At 42.2% G+C, this 19,000-nt stretch carries 19 protein-coding genes; 2 read left to right on the top strand and 17 right to left on the bottom strand.

Annotation, left to right across the window (positions count from 1 at the left end; all coding sequences use genetic code 11):
• Positions 1–61 precede the first annotated feature (61 nt).
• The 15 genes from carB to ODU55_RS02885 all read right to left on the bottom strand — a co-directional run bounded on the left by carB (position 62) and on the right by ODU55_RS02885 (position 15,628).
• On the bottom strand, positions 62–3,241 hold the full coding sequence (gene carB / locus ODU55_RS02955; RefSeq protein WP_398581814.1) for a carbamoyl-phosphate synthase large subunit: 3,180 nt from the start codon (positions 3,239–3,241) through the stop codon (positions 62–64).
• Positions 3,242–3,633: 392 nt separating this feature from the next.
• Positions 3,634–4,713 (bottom strand): carbamoyl phosphate synthase small subunit, encoded by a 1,080-nt coding sequence (locus tag ODU55_RS02950; RefSeq protein WP_398581813.1) that lies wholly within the window; start codon positions 4,711–4,713, stop codon positions 3,634–3,636.
• A gap of 524 nt (positions 4,714–5,237) precedes the next feature.
• A complete protein-coding gene (locus ODU55_RS02945; RefSeq protein ID WP_014637995.1) occupies positions 5,238–6,161 on the bottom strand; it encodes an aspartate carbamoyltransferase catalytic subunit in 924 nt (307 codons plus the stop codon).
• A 55-nt stretch (positions 6,162–6,216) separates the two neighbouring features.
• The gene (pyrR, locus tag ODU55_RS02940) at positions 6,217–6,738 is read right to left on the bottom strand and encodes a bifunctional pyr operon transcriptional regulator/uracil phosphoribosyltransferase PyrR (protein ID WP_024376075.1); all 522 of its coding nucleotides are present in this window, start codon (positions 6,736–6,738) and stop codon (positions 6,217–6,219) included.
• 206 nt (positions 6,739–6,944) lie between these two features.
• Entirely contained in the window at positions 6,945–7,592 is a 648-nt protein-coding gene (locus tag ODU55_RS02935) for a Pr6Pr family membrane protein (RefSeq protein WP_398581812.1), read from the bottom strand.
• Positions 7,593–7,640: 48 nt separating this feature from the next.
• On the bottom strand, positions 7,641–7,979 hold the full coding sequence (locus tag ODU55_RS02930; protein ID WP_012775074.1) for a zinc ribbon domain-containing protein YjdM: 339 nt from the start codon (positions 7,977–7,979) through the stop codon (positions 7,641–7,643).
• Between the two features lie 80 nt (positions 7,980–8,059).
• Positions 8,060–8,953 (bottom strand): RluA family pseudouridine synthase, encoded by an 894-nt coding sequence (locus ODU55_RS02925; protein WP_398581811.1) that lies wholly within the window; start codon positions 8,951–8,953, stop codon positions 8,060–8,062.
• The gene (gene lspA / locus ODU55_RS02920) at positions 8,937–9,401 is read right to left on the bottom strand and encodes a signal peptidase II (RefSeq protein WP_029180166.1); all 465 of its coding nucleotides are present in this window, start codon (positions 9,399–9,401) and stop codon (positions 8,937–8,939) included. The genes ODU55_RS02925 and lspA overlap by 17 nt, the downstream gene beginning before the upstream one ends.
• Positions 9,394–10,308, bottom strand: a complete 915-nt coding sequence (locus tag ODU55_RS02915) for a LysR family transcriptional regulator (RefSeq protein WP_398579345.1) — start codon at positions 10,306–10,308, stop codon at positions 9,394–9,396. Before ODU55_RS02915 ends, lspA begins: the two co-directional genes overlap by 8 nt.
• Positions 10,309–10,343: 35 nt before the next feature.
• A complete protein-coding gene (locus ODU55_RS02910; protein WP_398581810.1) occupies positions 10,344–10,529 on the bottom strand; it encodes a GNAT family N-acetyltransferase in 186 nt (61 codons plus the stop codon).
• 298 nt (positions 10,530–10,827) lie between these two features.
• Positions 10,828–11,121, bottom strand: coding sequence for a 50S ribosomal protein L27 (gene rpmA, locus ODU55_RS02905; protein ID WP_009909754.1), 294 nt, complete (start codon positions 11,119–11,121; stop codon positions 10,828–10,830).
• A 45-nt stretch (positions 11,122–11,166) separates the two neighbouring features.
• The gene (rplU, locus tag ODU55_RS02900) at positions 11,167–11,481 is read right to left on the bottom strand and encodes a 50S ribosomal protein L21 (protein ID WP_002941330.1); all 315 of its coding nucleotides are present in this window, start codon (positions 11,479–11,481) and stop codon (positions 11,167–11,169) included.
• 335 nt (positions 11,482–11,816) lie between these two features.
• Entirely contained in the window at positions 11,817–13,148 is a 1,332-nt protein-coding gene (gene brnQ, locus ODU55_RS02895) for a branched-chain amino acid transport system II carrier protein (RefSeq protein WP_044764626.1), read from the bottom strand.
• A gap of 118 nt (positions 13,149–13,266) precedes the next feature.
• Positions 13,267–14,484 carry a tRNA uracil 4-sulfurtransferase ThiI gene (gene thiI, locus ODU55_RS02890; protein WP_398581809.1) on the bottom strand — a complete coding sequence of 406 codons (1,218 nt, stop codon included), beginning with the start codon at positions 14,482–14,484 and terminating at the stop codon, positions 13,267–13,269.
• Between the two features lies 1 nt (position 14,485).
• Positions 14,486–15,628, bottom strand: a complete 1,143-nt coding sequence (locus ODU55_RS02885; protein WP_398581808.1) for a cysteine desulfurase family protein — start codon at positions 15,626–15,628, stop codon at positions 14,486–14,488.
• A gap of 112 nt (positions 15,629–15,740) precedes the next feature.
• On the opposite strand from ODU55_RS02885, the gene ODU55_RS02880 reads away from it, so the two are divergent.
• The gene (locus ODU55_RS02880) at positions 15,741–16,154 is read left to right on the top strand and encodes a DUF6556 family protein (RefSeq protein WP_398581807.1); all 414 of its coding nucleotides are present in this window, start codon (positions 15,741–15,743) and stop codon (positions 16,152–16,154) included.
• A 58-nt stretch (positions 16,155–16,212) separates the two neighbouring features.
• Positions 16,213–16,596, top strand: a complete 384-nt coding sequence (locus ODU55_RS02875) for a hypothetical protein (protein WP_398581806.1) — start codon at positions 16,213–16,215, stop codon at positions 16,594–16,596.
• A gap of 19 nt (positions 16,597–16,615) precedes the next feature.
• On the opposite strand, the gene ODU55_RS02870 is transcribed toward ODU55_RS02875, so the two are convergent.
• Together ODU55_RS02870 and ltrA are read right to left on the bottom strand one after the other, a co-directional pair.
• The gene (locus ODU55_RS02870) at positions 16,616–17,644 is read right to left on the bottom strand and encodes a threonine aldolase family protein (RefSeq protein WP_398581805.1); all 1,029 of its coding nucleotides are present in this window, start codon (positions 17,642–17,644) and stop codon (positions 16,616–16,618) included.
• Positions 17,645–17,726: 82 nt separating this feature from the next.
• The coding region (gene ltrA / locus ODU55_RS02865) for a group II intron reverse transcriptase/maturase (RefSeq protein ID WP_398581804.1) at positions 17,727–19,000 on the bottom strand (1,274 nt) is incomplete at its 5' end.

The raw sequence follows: 19,000 nt of genomic DNA, 5'->3' as shown, positions 1-19,000 counted from the left end.
TCATACTCTTCAGTATATCAAAAAATCAGGACGAACTCAAAGCTCATCCTGATAGTATCTTCTATATAGCCTGTGTCATGAAGCTACGGCTCTCCAGCACTTTGACCATAGCTTCTGCTGTATCGAGGGCCGTAAAGAGCGGAATTCCTCCTTCAATAGCAGAGCTTCGAATGACTTGACCGTCACCATCTGCCACCCGTTTTTTACCAACCGTATTGATAATAGCTTGAACCTTACCTGCACGAACAAGACTTGGAATATCTTGACAAGCTGCGTCGCCTAATTTGCCAACAGTTGTTACAGCAAGTCCATTTTCTGTTAGAAAGGCAGCTGTTCCTGCCGTAGCCAGTAGGCCATAACCAAGTTCATGGAAACGTTGAGCCAGACCAAGTGCTTCTTCCTTGTCTTCATCCGCAATGGTAAAGACTACATTACCAAACTCAGACAGGTGTTGGTAGCTTGCTTCAAAAGCCTTATACAGTGCTTTCTCCAATGTCAAGTCCGACCCCATAATTTCACCAGTTGACTTCATCTCTGGTCCTAACAAACTGTCAACTTTAGCCAATTTTGTAAATGAGAATACTGGTGCTTTAACGTGCACCTGATTGCTCTCAGGATAAAGACCATCTTGGTAACCCAGTTCCGCGAGGCTTTGCCCCAAAATCAATTTGGTTGCAACCTGAGCCATTGGAATGTCTGTGACTTTGGACAAGAATGGCACCGTACGACTAGCACGAGGATTGACCTCAATGACATAGACTGTCTCATCTTTGATGACAAACTGGATATTCATCATACCAATACAGTTGAGACCGATTGCTAAACGTTTGGTGTAGTCTGCAATGGTCGCCTGCACCTCTTTAGACAAGGTTTGTGGCGGATAAACTGCCATCGAGTCACCTGAATGAACCCCTGCGCGTTCGATATGCTCCATAATACCTGGAATCAAAACATCCTTACCGTCTGATATGGCATCCACTTCACACTCACGACCGACGATGTAAGAATCCACCAAAACTGGGTGCTCTGGCGAAGCCTTGACCGCCGTTCTCATATAAGAACGTAAGTCCTCTTCATTTTCGACAATTTCCATAGCACGACCGCCCAAAACATAAGAGGGGCGAACAAGTACCGGAAAACCAATTTTGCGGGCTGCTTCTAGTGCTTCCTCTTCGTTGGTTGCGGTTTGGCCTGGTGGCTGTGGAATCCCTAGGTCTTTCAGGGCTTTTTCAAATAAATCCCTGTCTTCAGCTCTATCCAAATCCGCTACTTGCGTACCCAAGATTGGAATACCTGCTTTTGCCAATGGCTCTGCCAAATTGATGGCCGTCTGGCCACCGAACTGAACGATAACCCCTTTGGGTTTCTCAAGGTCAATCACATTCAAGACATCTTCCAAGGTCAACGGCTCGAAGTAAAGCTTGTCCGAAATCGAAAAGTCAGTTGACACTGTTTCAGGGTTTGAGTTCATAATGATAGCTTCGTAGCCAGCCGCCTGAATGGCCTTGACCGAATGCACCGTCGCATAGTCAAACTCCACACCCTGACCGATACGGATTGGGCCGGAACCCAGCACCAAAACAGATTCTTTTTCCGAGCGGATGGACTCATTTTCCCACTCATAAGTTGAATAGAAATATGGCGTTGAACTTTCGAATTCGGCCGCACAAGTGTCCACCATCTTGTAAACAGGGACAATCTTGTGCTCTGTCCGCAGTTGACGAATATAGGATTCTGTCCGTCCCCAGAGTTCCGCAATCTTGCGGTCTGCAAAACCGTATTTCTTAGCTTTTTTCAATAAGTCGATATTATCGTGATTGATTGCCAATTCCTGCTCAATTTCTAAGATATGAAGCAGCTTATCAAGGAAGAAAAGATCAATCTTCGTCAATTGAGCCAGTTCTTCTACTGTATAGCCACGTCGAAGGGCTTCTGAAAGATAGAATAGACGATCATCCTGTGCCTTGACAATCTTTTCAACCAATTGGTCATCTGTCACTTGGCTGAGTTCAGGCATTTCATTGTGATAGACTCCGATTTCCAAAGAACGGCAGGCCTTGAGCAAACTTTCTTCGATATTACGACCAATGGCCATGACCTCACCAGTTGCCTTCATCTGCGTTCCAAGGCGGCGCTCCCCTTTTTCAAACTTATCAAATGGAAAACGAGGAATCTTTGCCACAACGTAGTCAAGTGCAGGTTCAAACATAGCATAGGTTGTTCCTGTAACAGGGTTCACCATTTCATCCAAGGTCAATCCAACCGCAATTTTTGCTGCCAATTTGGCAATAGGATAACCTGTCGCTTTGGATGCCAAGGCAGAGGAACGAGATACACGTGGGTTCACTTCGATGACATAATATTTGAAACTATGTGGATCCAGTGCCAACTGCACATTACAACCGCCTTCGATTTTCAAGGCACGGATGATGCTGAGACTGGCATCACGCAGCATCTGGTTTTCAATATCCGAAAGCGTCTGCGTTGGGGCAAATACGATAGAATCTCCTGTATGAATTCCCACAGGGTCAAAGTTTTCCATGTTACATACGACCAAGGCATTGTCAGCCGCATCGCGCATCACTTCGTATTCAATTTCTTTGAAACCAGCAATCGAACGCTCAATCAAACACTGGGTCACTGGTGACAATTTTAGACCATTTTCTGCTATTTCACGCAGTTCTTCTTCATTGGCACACATACCACCGCCAGTACCACCCAACGTGAAGGCTGGACGAACAATGACAGGATAGCCAATTTCAGCAGCAAATTCCAAAGCTTCTTCAACTGTCGTTACAATCGTTGACTCAGGAATAGGCTGATTGAGGTCTTCCATGAGTTGTTTGAAGAGGTCGCGGTCCTCTGCCTGATCTATTGCAGACAGTTTAGTTCCCAACAACTCAACTCCAAGCTCATCTAAAATACCAGCCTTAGACAATTCCATGGCCATGTTGAGACCAGTCTGACCACCCAGGGTTGGCAAGAGAGCATCTGGACGCTCCTTCCGTAAAATCCGTGTGACAAATTCAAGCGTAATCGGCTCAATATAAACCTTGTCTGCTATTTCCTTATCTGTCATGATAGTCGCAGGGTTTGAATTGACCAAGACGACACTGTAGCCTTCTTCCTTCAAAGCCAAACAAGCCTGAGTCCCCGCATAATCAAACTCCGCAGCCTGACCGATAATAATCGGACCAGACCCAATCACCATAATTTTCTTAATATCCGTACGTTTTGGCATAATGTATGATACAAAGCCCGTTAAGAGGACAAAGCGAAAATAGGAAACGCGACGCTGATGCTTCAAGCATCAAGACGACGTTTATCTTTTTCGCACAGTCCTTAGGGCGTGTTCGAATAGGAAACTCGAACCTGTATCTTCTCCTTTCTATTTGTCAACTCACAGGTTGACATTAAATAAGATAAGTCCGACGTTTGAAAACTAAAGTCGATATTACTTTAGTTTTCAAACTAGTGCAAGGGATAGCCTGACCTCCATGGAGGCAGGCGTAGGGAAATGAGTTGCTTGCAACCATTAACCTGTCCCTTGCTTGCCTTTCTATTTTCTATCTCTCCGGATAGAATTAAATAATAGACCGACGCAGTAAGGTTTAACTCGATATCAGTTAAACCTTACTGCCCTTTTTTAAACGAATCCATCAAATCCATAAATTCATCAAAAAGGTAGCTGGCATCGTGTGGACCGGGTGCTGCATCCGGGTGGAATTGAACAGAGAAACCTGGATAGTACTTGTGGCGTACCCCTTCTACTGATTTGTCATTGATTTCTTCATGAGTAATCATTAAACATTCAGGTAAATCTTCACGAGCCACTGCATAACCGTGGTTCTGACTGGTAAAATCCACTCGACCTGTCGCAATTTCACGAACAGCATGGTTGAAACCACGGTGACCAAACTTCATTTTATAAGTCATTGCCCCATTTGCTTTAGCAAAGAGTTGGTGCCCCATACAGATACCAAAAATTGGAATTTTCCCAAGAATGCCCCGAATCATGTCCAAAGCTTCTGGAACATCATCTGGGTTACCAGGACCGTTTGATAGCATAACACCATCAGGATGGAGAGCAAGAATTTCTTCAGCAGTAGTATCATAAGGGACAACTGTCACATTGCAATCACGCTTGGCTAACTCTCTAAGAATAGAATGTTTCAATCCAAAATCAACCAAAACAACACTACGTCCAACTCCAGGTGCAGGATAGGCTGTTTTTGTCGATACTTGCTGGATGTTGTTGGTTGGCAAAACAGTCGCTCTCAACTGGTCTGTCAAATGCTCAACAGAATCACCAACATTTGCCAATGTCGCCTTCATGGTCCCGTGCTGACGAATAATTTTTGTCAAGGCGCGTGTGTCAATTCCAGAAATTGCTGGAATTTTCTTAGCCTTTAAAAATTCATCCAAAGTCATCTGGTTACGCCAGTTACTTGCTCGACGAGCCCACTCACTAACAACCACTCCCTTACAAGTCGGTTTGATCGATTCGTAATCATCACGGTTAATCCCGTAATTACCTACCAAGGGATAAGTAAAGGTTAAAATCTGACCATTGTAAGACTGGTCCGTGATGGATTCCTGATAACCTGTCATCCCAGTTGAGAAAACCAACTCACCAGTCACATCAATATCAGCACCGAAGGCCTCCCCTTCAAAAATAGTGCCATCTTCTAAAATCAAACGTCTTTTTGACATAATAATAAGATATTAAGGGCGTTAAGCGGACACAGTCAAAATAGGAGTTTGACCAAGAACGCTTGCGTTCGAGGAAAAACTATCTTTTTGACCCAGTCCGTAGCCCGAATTCAGTTACAAATCCGAGCAACAGAACACCCCTTCTCCTTTCTATTTTCTATCTCTCCGGATAGAATTAAATAATAGTCCGACGCCGTAAGGTTTAGCTCGATATTAGTTAAACCTTACGGCTAGTGTCAGAGGTAGCAAAGGTCCAATAGGACTTTGCGTAGAAGGACACATGCCTTCCATGTAGTCCGACTTACTCTAACCGACGTGAGAAAATGGATTCGATAATAATCCATTTTCGAGCTAGTGCAAGGAATAGCCTGACCTCCATAGAGGCAGGCGTAGGGAAATGAGTTGCTCGCAACCATTGACCTGTTCCTTGCCTTTCTATTCGTCGCCTCTCTGAGCGACATTAAATAAGATAAGTCTAACAAATTTCTAACTGCTCAGTTCTAAGGTACCTGAACAGCTTACTTTTAAGCCTTGCCATTGACAATTGCTTCCAAAATCGCCATTCGGACAAATACACCATTTTGCATTTGACGGACAATACGTGATTTTGGCGCCTCTACCAATTGATCATCAATCTCAACATCTCGGTTAACAGGGGCCGGATGCATAACAATTGCAGTATCTTTCAAGCGTTTGTAACGCTCCTCTGTTAAACCATGCAAACGGTTATAAGTTTCTTTAGAAAAACCACCATCACCATCATGGCGCTCGTGTTGTACACGGAGCAACATCAGTACATCTACCGTTTCCACAATATCATCAATATTCAAATGCTGACCATAGACATCAAATTCCTCTGCGTACCATTCCTCCGGTCCAGCAAAGAAAATCTCAGCTCCCAGACGCTTCAAAATTTGCATATTGGACTTAGCAACCCGTGAGTGTGTAATATCACCTGCAATGGCAATTTTCAAGCCTTCAAAAGTTCCAAATTCTTCATAAATAGTCATCAAGTCAAGCAAGGATTGACTTGGATGTTGACCTGAACCATCACCACCATTGACAATTGAAGTCTGAATGGTAGGACTATCGATCAATTGCTTGTAATAATCCACTTCCGAGTGACGAATCACGCAGATGTCTACCCCAAGTGCCGACATGGTCAAAATGGTATCATACAAGGTTTCACCCTTATTGACTGAGCTGGTACGAGCATCAAAGTCAATCATTCCCATATCCAAACGAAGCTCTGCCATTTCAAAAGACTTATGCGTCCGAGTTGAATCCTCAAAGAAAAGGTTAGAAGCATAGTACTTCCGATCCAACTCTACCTTTTCACCGCGTTTAAAAGCAATACCACGTTGAATGAGTCCCAATACTTCTTCATTTGAGAGGGTCTCCATTGTAACTAAGTGTTTGAGTGAAACTTTACCATTTGTAATTGTCATGACGATACCTGCCTTTATGATATAGATGTAGAATATTGAGTTGAAAAATAAACGACTAAGCTCCCTCGACTAGGAGGACAGAATCCTGACCATCGATTTCAGCCATGTGAACGATGATTTCTTCCGAACGACTAGTCGGAATGTTCTTCCCAACATAGTCCGCTCGAATAGGTAGTTCTCTGTGACCACGGTCAACTAAAACAGCTAGACTAACGCGAGCAGGTCGCCCCAAGGACACTATGTTGTCAATAGCAGCACGAATAGTTCGTCCTGTATAGAGCACATCATCTACCAAAATAACATCACGGTCATTCACATCAGCAGTCATGCTTGTCGTATCTTCTTCGACTTTTACATCATCACGGAAAGGTTTGGTATCCAATTCACCCAGTGGAACATCAATACCCTCTAATTGCTTCAGCCTTTCCTGAATACGTTTAGCAATGAACACCCCACGGGTTTTAATACCCGCCAGAACAATATTTTCCAAATTCTTGTTCCGCTCGATAATTTCATAAGTGATACGGGTAATAGCCCGTTTCATGGTCATATCGTCAACGATTTCTTTTGTCTTCATAAAGACCTCCAAAAAATATAGAAAAAAGTCCCCTTTACACAAGGAGACTATGAAAATATAGGCTAGCATTTAAAGACTAACCTGCTTAACACGTTGCTCCTTGTCTGCCTCTCTGGACAGGTTTTAAAGGATTTATTAAGCAGAGTATAGCATAAAATCTCAGCCTTGACAATTTTTTTCTGAAAAAATATAGAAATTATCGGATTTTACTGAGAATTTTTTCCAAAAGACAATGAAGTCTTAAGGTTTATGGATTTTAGTCCCGCCAATAGAAAACCGCAGACTAGATAGGCGACAAAGATGACTCCAGCATAAGTCAAAACATAGGTCCAACCATACTTAGGGACATTGAGAAAGAAATAAGCAAAAGGACTGTCCTTAGCATCTGGGATTGGAATTTTTATGAAAAGACCATTCACTAGACCAAAAATCATGTAGAGAATAGGCAAAAGCGTCCACCAAATCGGGTCAAACCACTTGTACTGTCGTTGTCGGTCCACAAGCAAGGTATCTAGCAGGAAATAAAGGGGAACAATGTAATGACAAAGCAGATTTTCCACGCGCCAAAAGTCATCTACCAACGGCGCTAACATGAAATGATAAACCACACAGGTAATCATGATGGACATGGTCACTGCTGCCTTGATCCGAAGAAAACGTGACGTTTGTAAATCCACACTTTTACTCATGGCATAGACCATATAGACAGCAAACAGAGATACCAATAAATTAGATTGCACCGTATAATACATGAGCATCCCGATACCGTATTTAATGATTTCTAAGGCGGTACCTGTGATGGCTAAAATGGCTAACAGGCATCTACTGTAAAACAAAATACTTTGATGTTTCATAATATCCTTTCAAAAACGACAAAAGACTGGATTGACCAGTCCTTTTTATTAGATTTTCTTAACAAATTCAGATTTCAGCTTCATCGCACCGAAACCATCGATTTTACAATCAATATTGTGATCGCCTTCAACAATACGGATACCTTTAACACGTGTACCTTGTTTAAGGTCCTTAGGCGCACCTTTCACTTTCAAATCTTTGATAAGCGTCACAGTATCGCCGTCCGCCAAACGATTACCGTTAGCATCAATTGCAACAGGTCCACTTTCTTCCTCAGCTACATCTGCTGGGTTCCACTCGTAAGCACACTCAGGGCAAACCAAGAGGGCACCGTCTTCATAGACATATTCAGAATTACATTTTGGACAATTTGGTAAAGTTTCCATTCTTACTCTCCTTAACATTTTTCATGTTCTAGTATAGCATTTGTTGAAAAAATGGGCAAGATGATAAGGTTTTCATACTATTATTCAGCCTTGCGCAGTTTTTCAAGTGTCTCCTGAAAAATAGCTGGCGCTTCTGCCGTAAATTCAACAACCTCACCAGTTCTCGGATGGGTAAATCCAAGCGTTCTGGCATGAAGAAATTGACCATGCCCTTTTAGTGTTTTTCTTGGGCCGTAAGCCTCATCCCCCGCAACCGGATGACCAATATAAGCCATGTGGACACGAATTTGGTGTGTTCGACCAGTTTCCAAGGTCAATTCCACCAAAGTATAATCACCAAATCTTTCCAAAACTTGGAATCGTGTGACTGCTTCTTTCCCTTTGGCAGTCACCGCTTGTTTTTTGCGGTCTTTTTCAGAACGACCAATCGGGGCCTCAATCATGCCACGGTCATTTGGCAGATTACCGTGTACAATGGCCAGGTACCTACGAAGGGATTTTTTCTCTTTTAATTCAGCTGCAAGTTTTGTATGTGCTTCATCATTTTTGGCAATCATGAGCAAGCCAGAGGTATCCTTGTCAATCCGATGGACAATACCTGGTCGCAAAGCACCATTGATGCCTGACAAATCCTTCACATGATACAAAAGGGCATTGACCAGCGTTCCCGATGTGTGACCAGCTGACGGATGAACAACCATTCCCTGTGGCTTGTTGACTACCGCAACATCCTCATCCTGATAGACAATTTCTAAAGGAATATCCTCGGCTACATAGTCGATTTCTTCCACTTCTGGCACCTGATAGGAAATCACATCCCCAGCCTGCACACTGTATTTTGCTTTTTTGGGCAGACCATTGACCAAGACCTGACCATTCTTAATCTGTTCATTAGCAACTGAACGGGACAAATCTGTCAGATCCGCCAAGGCCTTATCCAAGCGAAGACCACCAATCTCAACTCTTACTTCCATTACTCTCTTCTTTCATAATACAAATAAATAAAATACCTACACCAACTGTCAGACAAATATCTGCTACATTAAATACAGGGAAACTAATAAAATCCAAGTGAAACATGTCCACCACATATCCCAATCTAAGACGATCAATAAAATTCCCAAGAGCACCAGCAATCATCAAAGACAGACTGAATAAAGTCCAGATATTGCCCTTGATCTGTTTGATATAGTACCACACTAGGCCTGTCACGGCAACAATTGTCATTATCGTGAAAAACCACTGCTGATTTTGTAAAATCGACCAGGCCGCACCATAATTTCTTAGATAAGCTAAGCTCATCAATCCTGGTATAAATTCCGTTACCCTATCTAATTCAACATTGGCAACTGTCCAAGCTTTTACAAGCTGGTCCAGACCAATTAATACTACCATCAAAAATGGAAATCCAATTTTACGCATTTTCATCCTTCTTCTTATCAAAATATGCCTGCATGGTTTCAATAAAGTCTTTGGCACAAGAACTAAGTTCATCATTGGCTCGTTTAACGTAGACCATGCGATTGTCTACCTTTCCTTTGAGAGGAATTACTGTAATGCCATTGACACTCTCATCATCAAGATAGCCCGAACCAGTTGCATAGGCATCCGTACGCTCCAAAATTCCATTCAAAGTAGCACGGTCTGTCACATCAAACACAACCGAGGAATCCGACGTATCAATCAAGTTCTCGGAATAATAGAGATAAGCCTCTTTTTCTTGAGTGAACCGTACGGTAGGTAGACCTACCAAATCTGCTGGCTCAATCTCAGCTTTCTTTGTCAAAGGATGATCTTCACGAAGGTAGATATGCGTCTGAAATGCAGACAAATCTACAGCTTGCAAGTGAAGTTTATCCAATTTCTGCATGATTCCTTTTGTATTTCTCTCGTTCAAATAAATAATACCAAGCTCGCTATAACCTTGAGCAACCTCATCTAAAATCTGTACTGTAGTCGATTCAAAAATGCGAAAATGAGGGTACTGCGGGTGGCTACGAGAGAACTCCGTAATCAATGGAGGAAGAAAATCATAATGCTGACTTGAGATTGAAAAAGTCTTCTCACCTTCTTCAGGTTGCAAATAGAGATGCTCAAACTGATCAAATCCCTTAACTAAAGCCTGAGCTTTCTCATAGAATTCCATCCCTTTTGGTGTCAAAAAAGTTCCGGAACTAGTTCGGCTAAAAATTTGAAAACCTAACTCTTTTTCCAAATCACGAATGGAAATAGACAAACTAGGCTGGGAAACGTACATTTTCTCTGCTGCCTCACGAAAAGTCCCGCTATTGGCAATGGCTACAACGTAGCGTAATTGTTGAATATTCATACCTGATACCTCTTAAAACTGCTTTTTCCATTATATCAAAAAACGCAAGAATTTGCTGAACTCTTGCGTTTTCGCAAATAGACTATTCTTCTCTTATATAACTTCCAGGTTCCTAATTTCTCTTCTTCAACTGCAATTTGAAAGGATTTGGAATTTCTGTTCGCCAAATCATCGATGGCTAATTTTACTAAGTTGGAACCTATCCCACTTCCTCTGGACATTTCATCTACTCCTGAACGTAGAACTTATAGGAAGCGCAACAGTGCAGAAGGCAAAATATTTTTATCCTATAGAGATGATATTGCCGTCTCGAATCACTTCTATCGTACACTTTTAAAAATATCAAAATCAAATTACAAAAAAAAGACTCTCCGAAAACAACTCGGAAAGCCTATTGTTTGCTATCTCTAGCTCAACTCTCTCTTTTATTTCAAGGAGAGTTGTTAAAAAGGTTCCCCGAACCTTTGCCTTTCATTTAATTCAAAAAGGCAAGAAAAAATGGTCCACTGGACCATTTTTTTACTTAGCGATTGGGTAAACAGATACTTGTTTCTTATCGCGACCTTTACGTTCGAAGCGTACAACGCCTTCTACTTTAGCGTAAAGAGTGTCATCTCCACCACGACCTACGTTAGCTCCTGGGTAGATTTTTGTACCACGTTGGCGGTAAAGGATTGAACCACCTGATACAGTTTGGCCGTCAGCAGCTTTCGCACCAAGGCGTTTCGCTTGTGAGTCACGACCGTTTGACGTTGAACCTCCACCTTTTTTGTGGGCCATAAATTGCAAGTTAGCAAGATTCAAGTTTAACATATGTTATTCCTCCGAATTTCTGTAATGATTGCTTCAAGCTACGCCTTAAGCGTTGATAGCGTTGATAACAACTTTTGTGTAAGGTTGACGGTGACCTTGTTTGCGGTGGCTACCTTTTTTAGGTTTGTACTTGAAGGTAACAACTTTTTTCTGTTTACCTTGTTTTTCAACAGTACCAACAACAGTAGCACCTGCTACAAGTGGAGTACCCACAACAGTTTTCTCACCACCAACAAGAACTACTTCTTCGAAAGTAACTTCTTGACCTGCTTCAACGTTCAATTTCTCAACGTAGATAGCTTGACCGACTTCAACTTTAACTTGTTTGCCGCCAGTTTTAATGATTGCGTATGTGCTCATTATGCACCTCCTATGATTTTTGGGTCTTGCCCGAATTTGATGTGAAGACTCGCCTAGTACCGTGGGACGAACCACTTTATCTTGCTCAATAAAAATTAAGTTCAGACTTGCTTCAATAGTCTAAGGATAGACTATTGAAGGTTGGAAATATAACGAACATAGTTCGTGTCGTCGCGGACGCAGGTAGAACTTAGGTTCACCAAGTTAAGTCAACGACGTTTGAGCTTAATTTTTGCAGAGCAACGGCATTCGTGCGGTTGCACAGGAAATGTGCATAGTCAACACTCCTATTATAACAAAAACACCTGCAAATGCAAGTGTTTTGTATCATTTTCTTACATTTCGAAAACTTCGCTCTCCTGCTTGTTTGGTAAGAACAGAGAGAGGACGATTCCGACAAGAGCTGGTAATAACCATGCTAATGATTGTCCGGCCAATGGCAGAGCTGAGATGATTTTTGAAACAGCAGTCCAGTTGAATTGTCCTGCTAACACTTCTACCAATGACAAAGCTGTCACTACTCCCACAGTCAATTGCATACCATAAGTAGAAAGTGGTACAAATTTATTGACAATGGTAATCAAGATGATACAGATGGTAATTGGATACAGAATCAAAAGAACTGGGATAGAGAAAGCAATAATCTTGCTCAAGCCGAGGTTAGCAATTCCAAAACCAATCAAGGTAAAGAGCGTTGCATAAACCTTATAGTTAAAGCGAGAAAAGCGTTCTGCAAAAAATTCTCCACTGGAAACGATGAGGCCAACTGTCGTTGTAAAACACGTTACGATAACCATAGCGGCTAAGAAAATTTGAGCACTTGGTCCAAAAATAGCTTGAGTTGCTTGAGATAAAACGTAAACGCCTTTGTGGATTTCCTTAGACGCCAAGACATCAGCAGGTACCGGGAAATGATTTCCAAGAAATGCCAAACCGACATATAGTGCTGAGAAAGCTAAAGCTACAACAAAACCAACTGACCAAATGGTAGATACATATTCCTTTTTGCTTGAGAAACCAAGTTGTTTTAAGGTATTCACCGCTACAACACTAAAGGCAATTGAGGCAAGGGCATCAAGGGTGTTGTATCCTTCAATAAATCCTGTACCAAAAGCCCGCCCAGCTGAGTAAGCATCGGCTGCAGGAAGTGGATTTGTAGAACCATATTTAACAATACCTAGCACCACTAAAATCACAATCAAAATCGCAAAAACAGGGGTTAAAATACGTCCGATACTATTTAAGATTTGAGATGGATTGAGGGCAATCAGATAAGCTGCCACAAAGTAAAGAGCTGTAAAGCCAAATAACCAGAGACCCAGATTCGCATCGCCCAACAAGGGTGCAATACCAATTTCAAAGGACGTTGTAGCTGTACGCGGAATAGCAAAGAAAGGACCGATAGCCAAATACAAGGCAACAAGATAAATCGTTGCAAAAGTCGGTGAAATCTTGCGAGAAATCTCATGTACATAACCTTTGGGGTTTAAGGTACCGACAATCAAAGCAATGACTGCAATACCGACACCCGATACAACAAATCCTAAAATAGCTGGCCAGAAATTCTCACCAGATAAGACACCAAGTGCAGGTGGGAAAATCAAGTTTCCTGCACCAAAAAACATACCAAACAGGAGTAATCCTGTTAGGGCTCCTTTTTTCATAATAACTCCTTTGTTTTTTTCTGAAGTCTTATTATATCATACAAATTCAATTTTTCCGAACGATTCGAACTAAAAAATCCAGCAATAACTGGATTTAAATGTATATCAAAACAATTGAATTCTACAGTAAGTCTTCAATCAAACTATCCACTTCGTCTTTCACTTCCTCTTTCGGTGTAATTTCCGTTACGATAATCCCTGCCACAGCTCGTTCCACCAAGCCCTCTACATCCATACGAGCTTCGTATTGCTCGACATTTTTGATTTTAGGGTTTGTTTTTGGACGGTCAGGGGCAAAGATGGTACAGCAATCCTCAAATGGCTGAATGGAAATATCAAAGGTATCAATTTCTTGAGCAATATCAATGATTTCCAACTTGTCCATAGTGACGACTGGACGGATAACAGGTGTATTTGTCACCGCATTGATAGCCTGCATGGATTCCAAGGTCTGACTTGCCACTTGTCCTAGACTTTCACCGTTAATAATAACCATGGCACCACGTTCTTCACGAACTCGGTCTGTAATCCGCATCATGAAGCGACGTGTCAAGGTCATCAAATAAGCTTCAGGTGCCTTATCCTTGATTTCTTCCTGAATTTCTGTAAACGGCACTTCGATAAAGGTGATATTACCTCCAAAGGCAGTCAATTTACGAGTCAAATCATGGGCTTTTTTAAGAGCACCTGGGCTAGTATAAGGCGGACTTGCAAAGTGTAGGGCTTCGATTTCTACACCACGTTTAAGTGCCAAATAGCCCGCAACAGGCGAATCAATACCACCTGATAGCATGAGCATTCCCTTGCCAGATGTACCAACTGGAAGACCGCCTGCTCCCTTGATTTCTTCATGGGAAATATAAGCAGCGTCAGGACGAATCTCCACTCGCAAGGTAATATCTGGTGACTTCATTTGCACTTGCACATTTGGAATAGCTGTAAAAACCGCATCTCCAAGGACTTGGTTCAGGTCACGACTGTCCAATTCAAAACTGTGGTCGCTACGACGTGCCGCGATTTTGAAAGTCATCCCTTCCTTGTAAATGGACTGCATAATCTCCACAACCGCCTCTTTCAAGGCTGGAACAGACTTTTCAATCTTATAAGACGGTGCAAAATTTTGGATCCCAAAAATCTTCTTCAATGAAGCTGAAACTTCCTGATAATCCGCCCCATTCAAATAGACATGACCACGGTCACGGTCAAAATAAACGGTCACTTCTGGGTAAACAGAAAGGACATGCTTGATATTATTGCGGAGTTTGTTAACAAACCGCATCTTGTTTTTCCCTTTAGTTGACAATTCGCCATAGCGAATCATAATTTCTGAATAGTTCATACTACCTTACTTTCTGTGTGTTTTGATAAATTTGTTTGAAAATCGTGAGGAATTGTTCGATTTGCCCCATATCGTTGTCATCGTCCAAGCTGATACGGACGGCAGTTTGAGCCAACTTCTGCGGAACACCCATAGCAATCAGTGTTCCAGCTGGTTTTCCAGCCTTGGACGAGCAGGCTGAGGTTGTCGAAATGTAAATCTGGTGGTCTTCAAAGGCGTGGACAATGACCTCGCCTCGGATGCTCTTAATCCCGAACGTCACAATGCTTGGCACAAAGTCCTCTGTCCCAGAAAAGACAGTCACATCAGCGTACTTGCTCAATTCATCCACCAGGATTTGCTTCATGGCTGCCAGTCGCTTCTGGCTATCTGCTGCCTTATCCAAAGTCAAGCGGAGCGCCTTAGCTGTCGCGGCGATACCAGCCACATTTTCAGTTGTTGAGCGTTTGTCGCTTTCCTGTCCTCCTCCTGTCAATAGCGGAGCGATTTTCTTGCCTAACTTAACATAGACGAAACCTACTCCTCTGACAGAATGGAATTTGTGACCTGAAAAACTAGCAAAATCAACTCGGTCTGTCAGATACACTTCCGTTGGCACCTTGCCGATAGCCTGCACCGCATCCACATGGAAGGAAATGGTTGGCTTATCTGCTAAAAGCTGGGAAATTTCCTGAATGGGCTGAATAGCACCAATTTCATTGTTGACGGCCATGATAGAAACCAGTGTGGTATCTGGACGAATCAAGCTTTCTAAGGCTGAAACATCCACAAAACCTTGGACATTGACCGGAGCTAAATCCACCTCAAAACCTTGCGTTTTGAGCCAAAGTGCCGACTCTTTTACCGCTGGATGCTCAATAGCTGACACGATGATGTGCTTGCCCAGGTGTGCCTTTTCAAATGCCACTCCCTTGATGACCCAGTTGTCACCTTCCGTACCACCTGAGGTGAAAAAGATTTCCTTGCTATCTTTTCCTAACAAGTCTGCAATTTGCTTACGGGATGCTTCTAAAATACGGGTTGCTTGACTGCCTAGACTATGGAGGCTAGAGGGATTTCCCCAGATTTTTGTCGCCACTTCCGTATAGGTCTTGAGAACTTCTGGATAGACCTGTGTCGTTGCTGCATTATCAAAATAGATCATTTTTTATATTCCTTTTATTGCAATAGTCCTATTTTATCATGTTTTCATGCCTTTCGGCAATCTTTAAGATAGTTTTAAACTTCCTATCTTAAACTAAAGGTGGAGGTACATCATGAATACACGTAAGAATACAAATAAAAAACCGGCTGGTTTAACTAATTTTCAAAAATATTTAACATTTATAGGTTCAATTTTAGGAATAATTACTGCTTGCATTACAATCTATACTTTTACTGCTAAAACAACCGCATTCTCAACATCTCCAAGTACTACCATTTCATCATCCAGTGCCACCAGCCCCAGCCAATCATCAACCGGCAATCCGTTAACAGAAGAACAAGATTCAACAAGTTCAAGCTCCGAAACAACATCCTCAACCCAAACCGAGACCAGCTCTTCAGTAGAGTCTACTGCCTCTTCCTCGTCTACAGAAATGTCTGCTACCCAAGCTTCGGAGACAATGACAGAAATCAGCACTAATACAGAGGTAACTAGTGGAGCATCCGAAACGACTTCTAATCAATAGCATATAAATATTTGTTTTGCTTTCTTGGATTTGATATACTAATTTCAGGAGGTGCAAGATGAAATACTTTATTCTCAGAATACCTATTTTAGTTTGGCTATTACTGTTTTCATTCATTGAAATCTTCCTGCTAGCAACATTGTTACCAGCACCGTTTAACACTAATTCACTTCTTCCTATAGTTATCTTAGCCAGCTGTGCAGTAAGGGTATCTAATGAAGTCAAAGAGAGAGATGGACAATACACGCCATTCAAACATCTATGGTGGGCGGTATTTGCTTGGATTATCTTGGGTATCCTTTTCGGATTGACTGTCCAGGCACCCCTTTCAAAACACCTTGTCTTCATCATCAAAGCAATTATAGGTGGAATAGGCTACCGACTTATTGAAGGCTATACCGTTTATCGCTATCATTATCTACAGACGAAAAAGAAAGGTTGACCCTTTCTTTTTTAGTTTTCTACAGTATTTTTCTTAATTCATCCAAATCTTCTTGACTGGTTGACCAGCTAGTCGCAAAGCGAATAACACTGTGGCTGTCGTCATATTTTTCCCAGAAACCATAGGCAATTCCAGCTTCAGTCAGTCTAGCTAATTCTTCATTTCTGACGATGACAAACTGCTGATTGGTTGGTGATTTGAGATAGAAGCGATAACCTTTTTCTTGCAAAATCTCCTTGAGCTGCTCTGCCATTGCGATAGCATGACGCCCCAATTCAAAATACAAATCATCAGTAAATAAGCAATCAAACTGGACACCTGTCACTCTTCCTTTTGCCAACAAGGCACCATGGTGTTTGACGATCGATACGAAATTCTTAGGCTGGTTGCTCTTGGTGAAGACCAGAGCTTCTCCCAACAAGGCACCGAGTTTGGTCCCTCCGATATAAAAAACATCGGTCAGCTCTGCAATTGTCGGCAAATCAAGATCCGTATCACGAGCCGCAAGACCATAACCCAAGCGAGCTCCATCTAAAAAAAGTGGGATGTTATGATGGCGACAAACTGTTGACAAGGCTTCTAACTCTGACTTGCTATAAAGTGTACCATACTCCGTCGGATGCGAAATATAAACCATTCCGGGGTGAACCATATGAGCATGATTGGCATCTGCGTAAAAGTCTTTAATGTAGCTATCCACGTCATTCGCTGTAATTTTTCCATCTTTATGCGACAAAGTCATTACTTTATGTCCCGTGAATTCAATCGCTCCTGCTTCGTGGGTAGAAATGTGACCTGTATCTGCTGCAATGACCCCCTCATAAGAAGCCAACATAGAAGAGATGACAATTTGATTGGTCTGCGTACCACCTGTCAAAAATGTGATTTGTGCATGAGGACAGTCCATAGCAAGTCTGATTTTTTCGATAGCAGATTCAGTATATTTATCAGTGCCATATCCAGATAAACCTTCTTGGTTGCTTGCAACTAAGGCTTCTAGCAAGGCAGGGTGGGCACCTTTATTATCATCATTTTCAAAATGTAACATGATTTTCTCCTAAATGAATCGAGTAGGGACTAATTTCTAGTCCCTCTCACACCACCGTGCGTGCCGTTCGGCACACGGCGGTTCAACTAACTTTTAACGCATGTCGTTTTAGATAATAATCTAGGCAAGAAACCAGTCCACGTTTAGCGAGGACTGGTTTTGATATGGCACGTTTCAGTACAGACCTCTGAGCCACTAATTGATAATGGTCTCCCCAGCCAGATACTTTATCCGCTATCCACTTCGGCACTCCTAATTTAAGAAGTCCCCATAATCGCCTAGATTTCTTCTTCCATTGTTTCCAGATAATAACTCTTATTCGAGTTCTTAGTCGTTCATCAATGCTTTCCATGACTGATTTCATGTTCGTCATAGAAAAGTAGTTTATCCAACCTCGTATGACCCAGTTTAGTCGCTCAATTCGGCTGTCTAAGTCAATACTCCACTTACGGGGCGTTAGTTTCTTGAGTTTTCTCTTGAAACTCTGTACGCTATCCTGATGCGGACGACTTTTCCAACCCCCCGATGATTTCCAGAACCCAAATCCTAGGTACTTCAATTTGCTCGGTCTCACAATCTTGGTCTTGGTCATATTGACTTTCAAACCTAATCGTTTTTCAATATAACGACTAATTGAATGCATCACACGTTTAGCCGCCGCCTCACTACCAACTGTGATGACGCAGTCATCTGCGTAGCGAACAAAGCGAAGTCCGCGATTTTCCAACTCTTTATCTAGCTCATTAAGCATGATATTGGACAGGAGCGGTGATAGGTTTCCTCCCTGTGGCGTTCCAACTAGTGTTTTATACCGTTGTCCGTTGATGACTACACCTGAATGAAGGTACTTACGAATTAAGGATTCTGTATCCCCATCTTGGATAATGTTATGAACAAGTGACATCAGTCTATCTTGAGGAACGGTATCGAAGAACTTCTCCAGGTCTATGTCCACTATCCACTCATAACCGTCATTAAGGTATTCTAATAACTGGATAATAGCTTGTTCGCATGACCGATTGGGTCTGAATCCGTAGCTCTTATCAGAGAAATAGGGTTCACAGATAGGGCTGAGGATTTGGACAATGGCTTGTTGTATCATTCTATCCATGACCGTTGGGATACCTAGCTGACGAACTCCGCCGTTAGGTTTGGGAATTTCAACTCGTAAGACTGGCTGTGGCTTGTACTTTCTCTGCTTTATGAGTTCTTTAGTTGAACGCCAGTGTTTGCGGAGATAGTCATCTATTTCGTCAATAGTTACGCCGTCAATTCCTGCTGAACCTTTATTGGCTCTAACTTGATTGTAAGCGTCCAACATATTTGAACGGGATAGGATATTATCTAATAACTGTG

This window comes from Streptococcus sp. 2022WUSS037 (genome assembly GCF_044427225.1).
Lineage (GTDB): Bacteria > Bacillota > Bacilli > Lactobacillales > Streptococcaceae > Streptococcus.
Note: the sequence above shows the minus strand (reverse complement) of the source record. Positions and strands in the feature narration are given on the sequence as shown.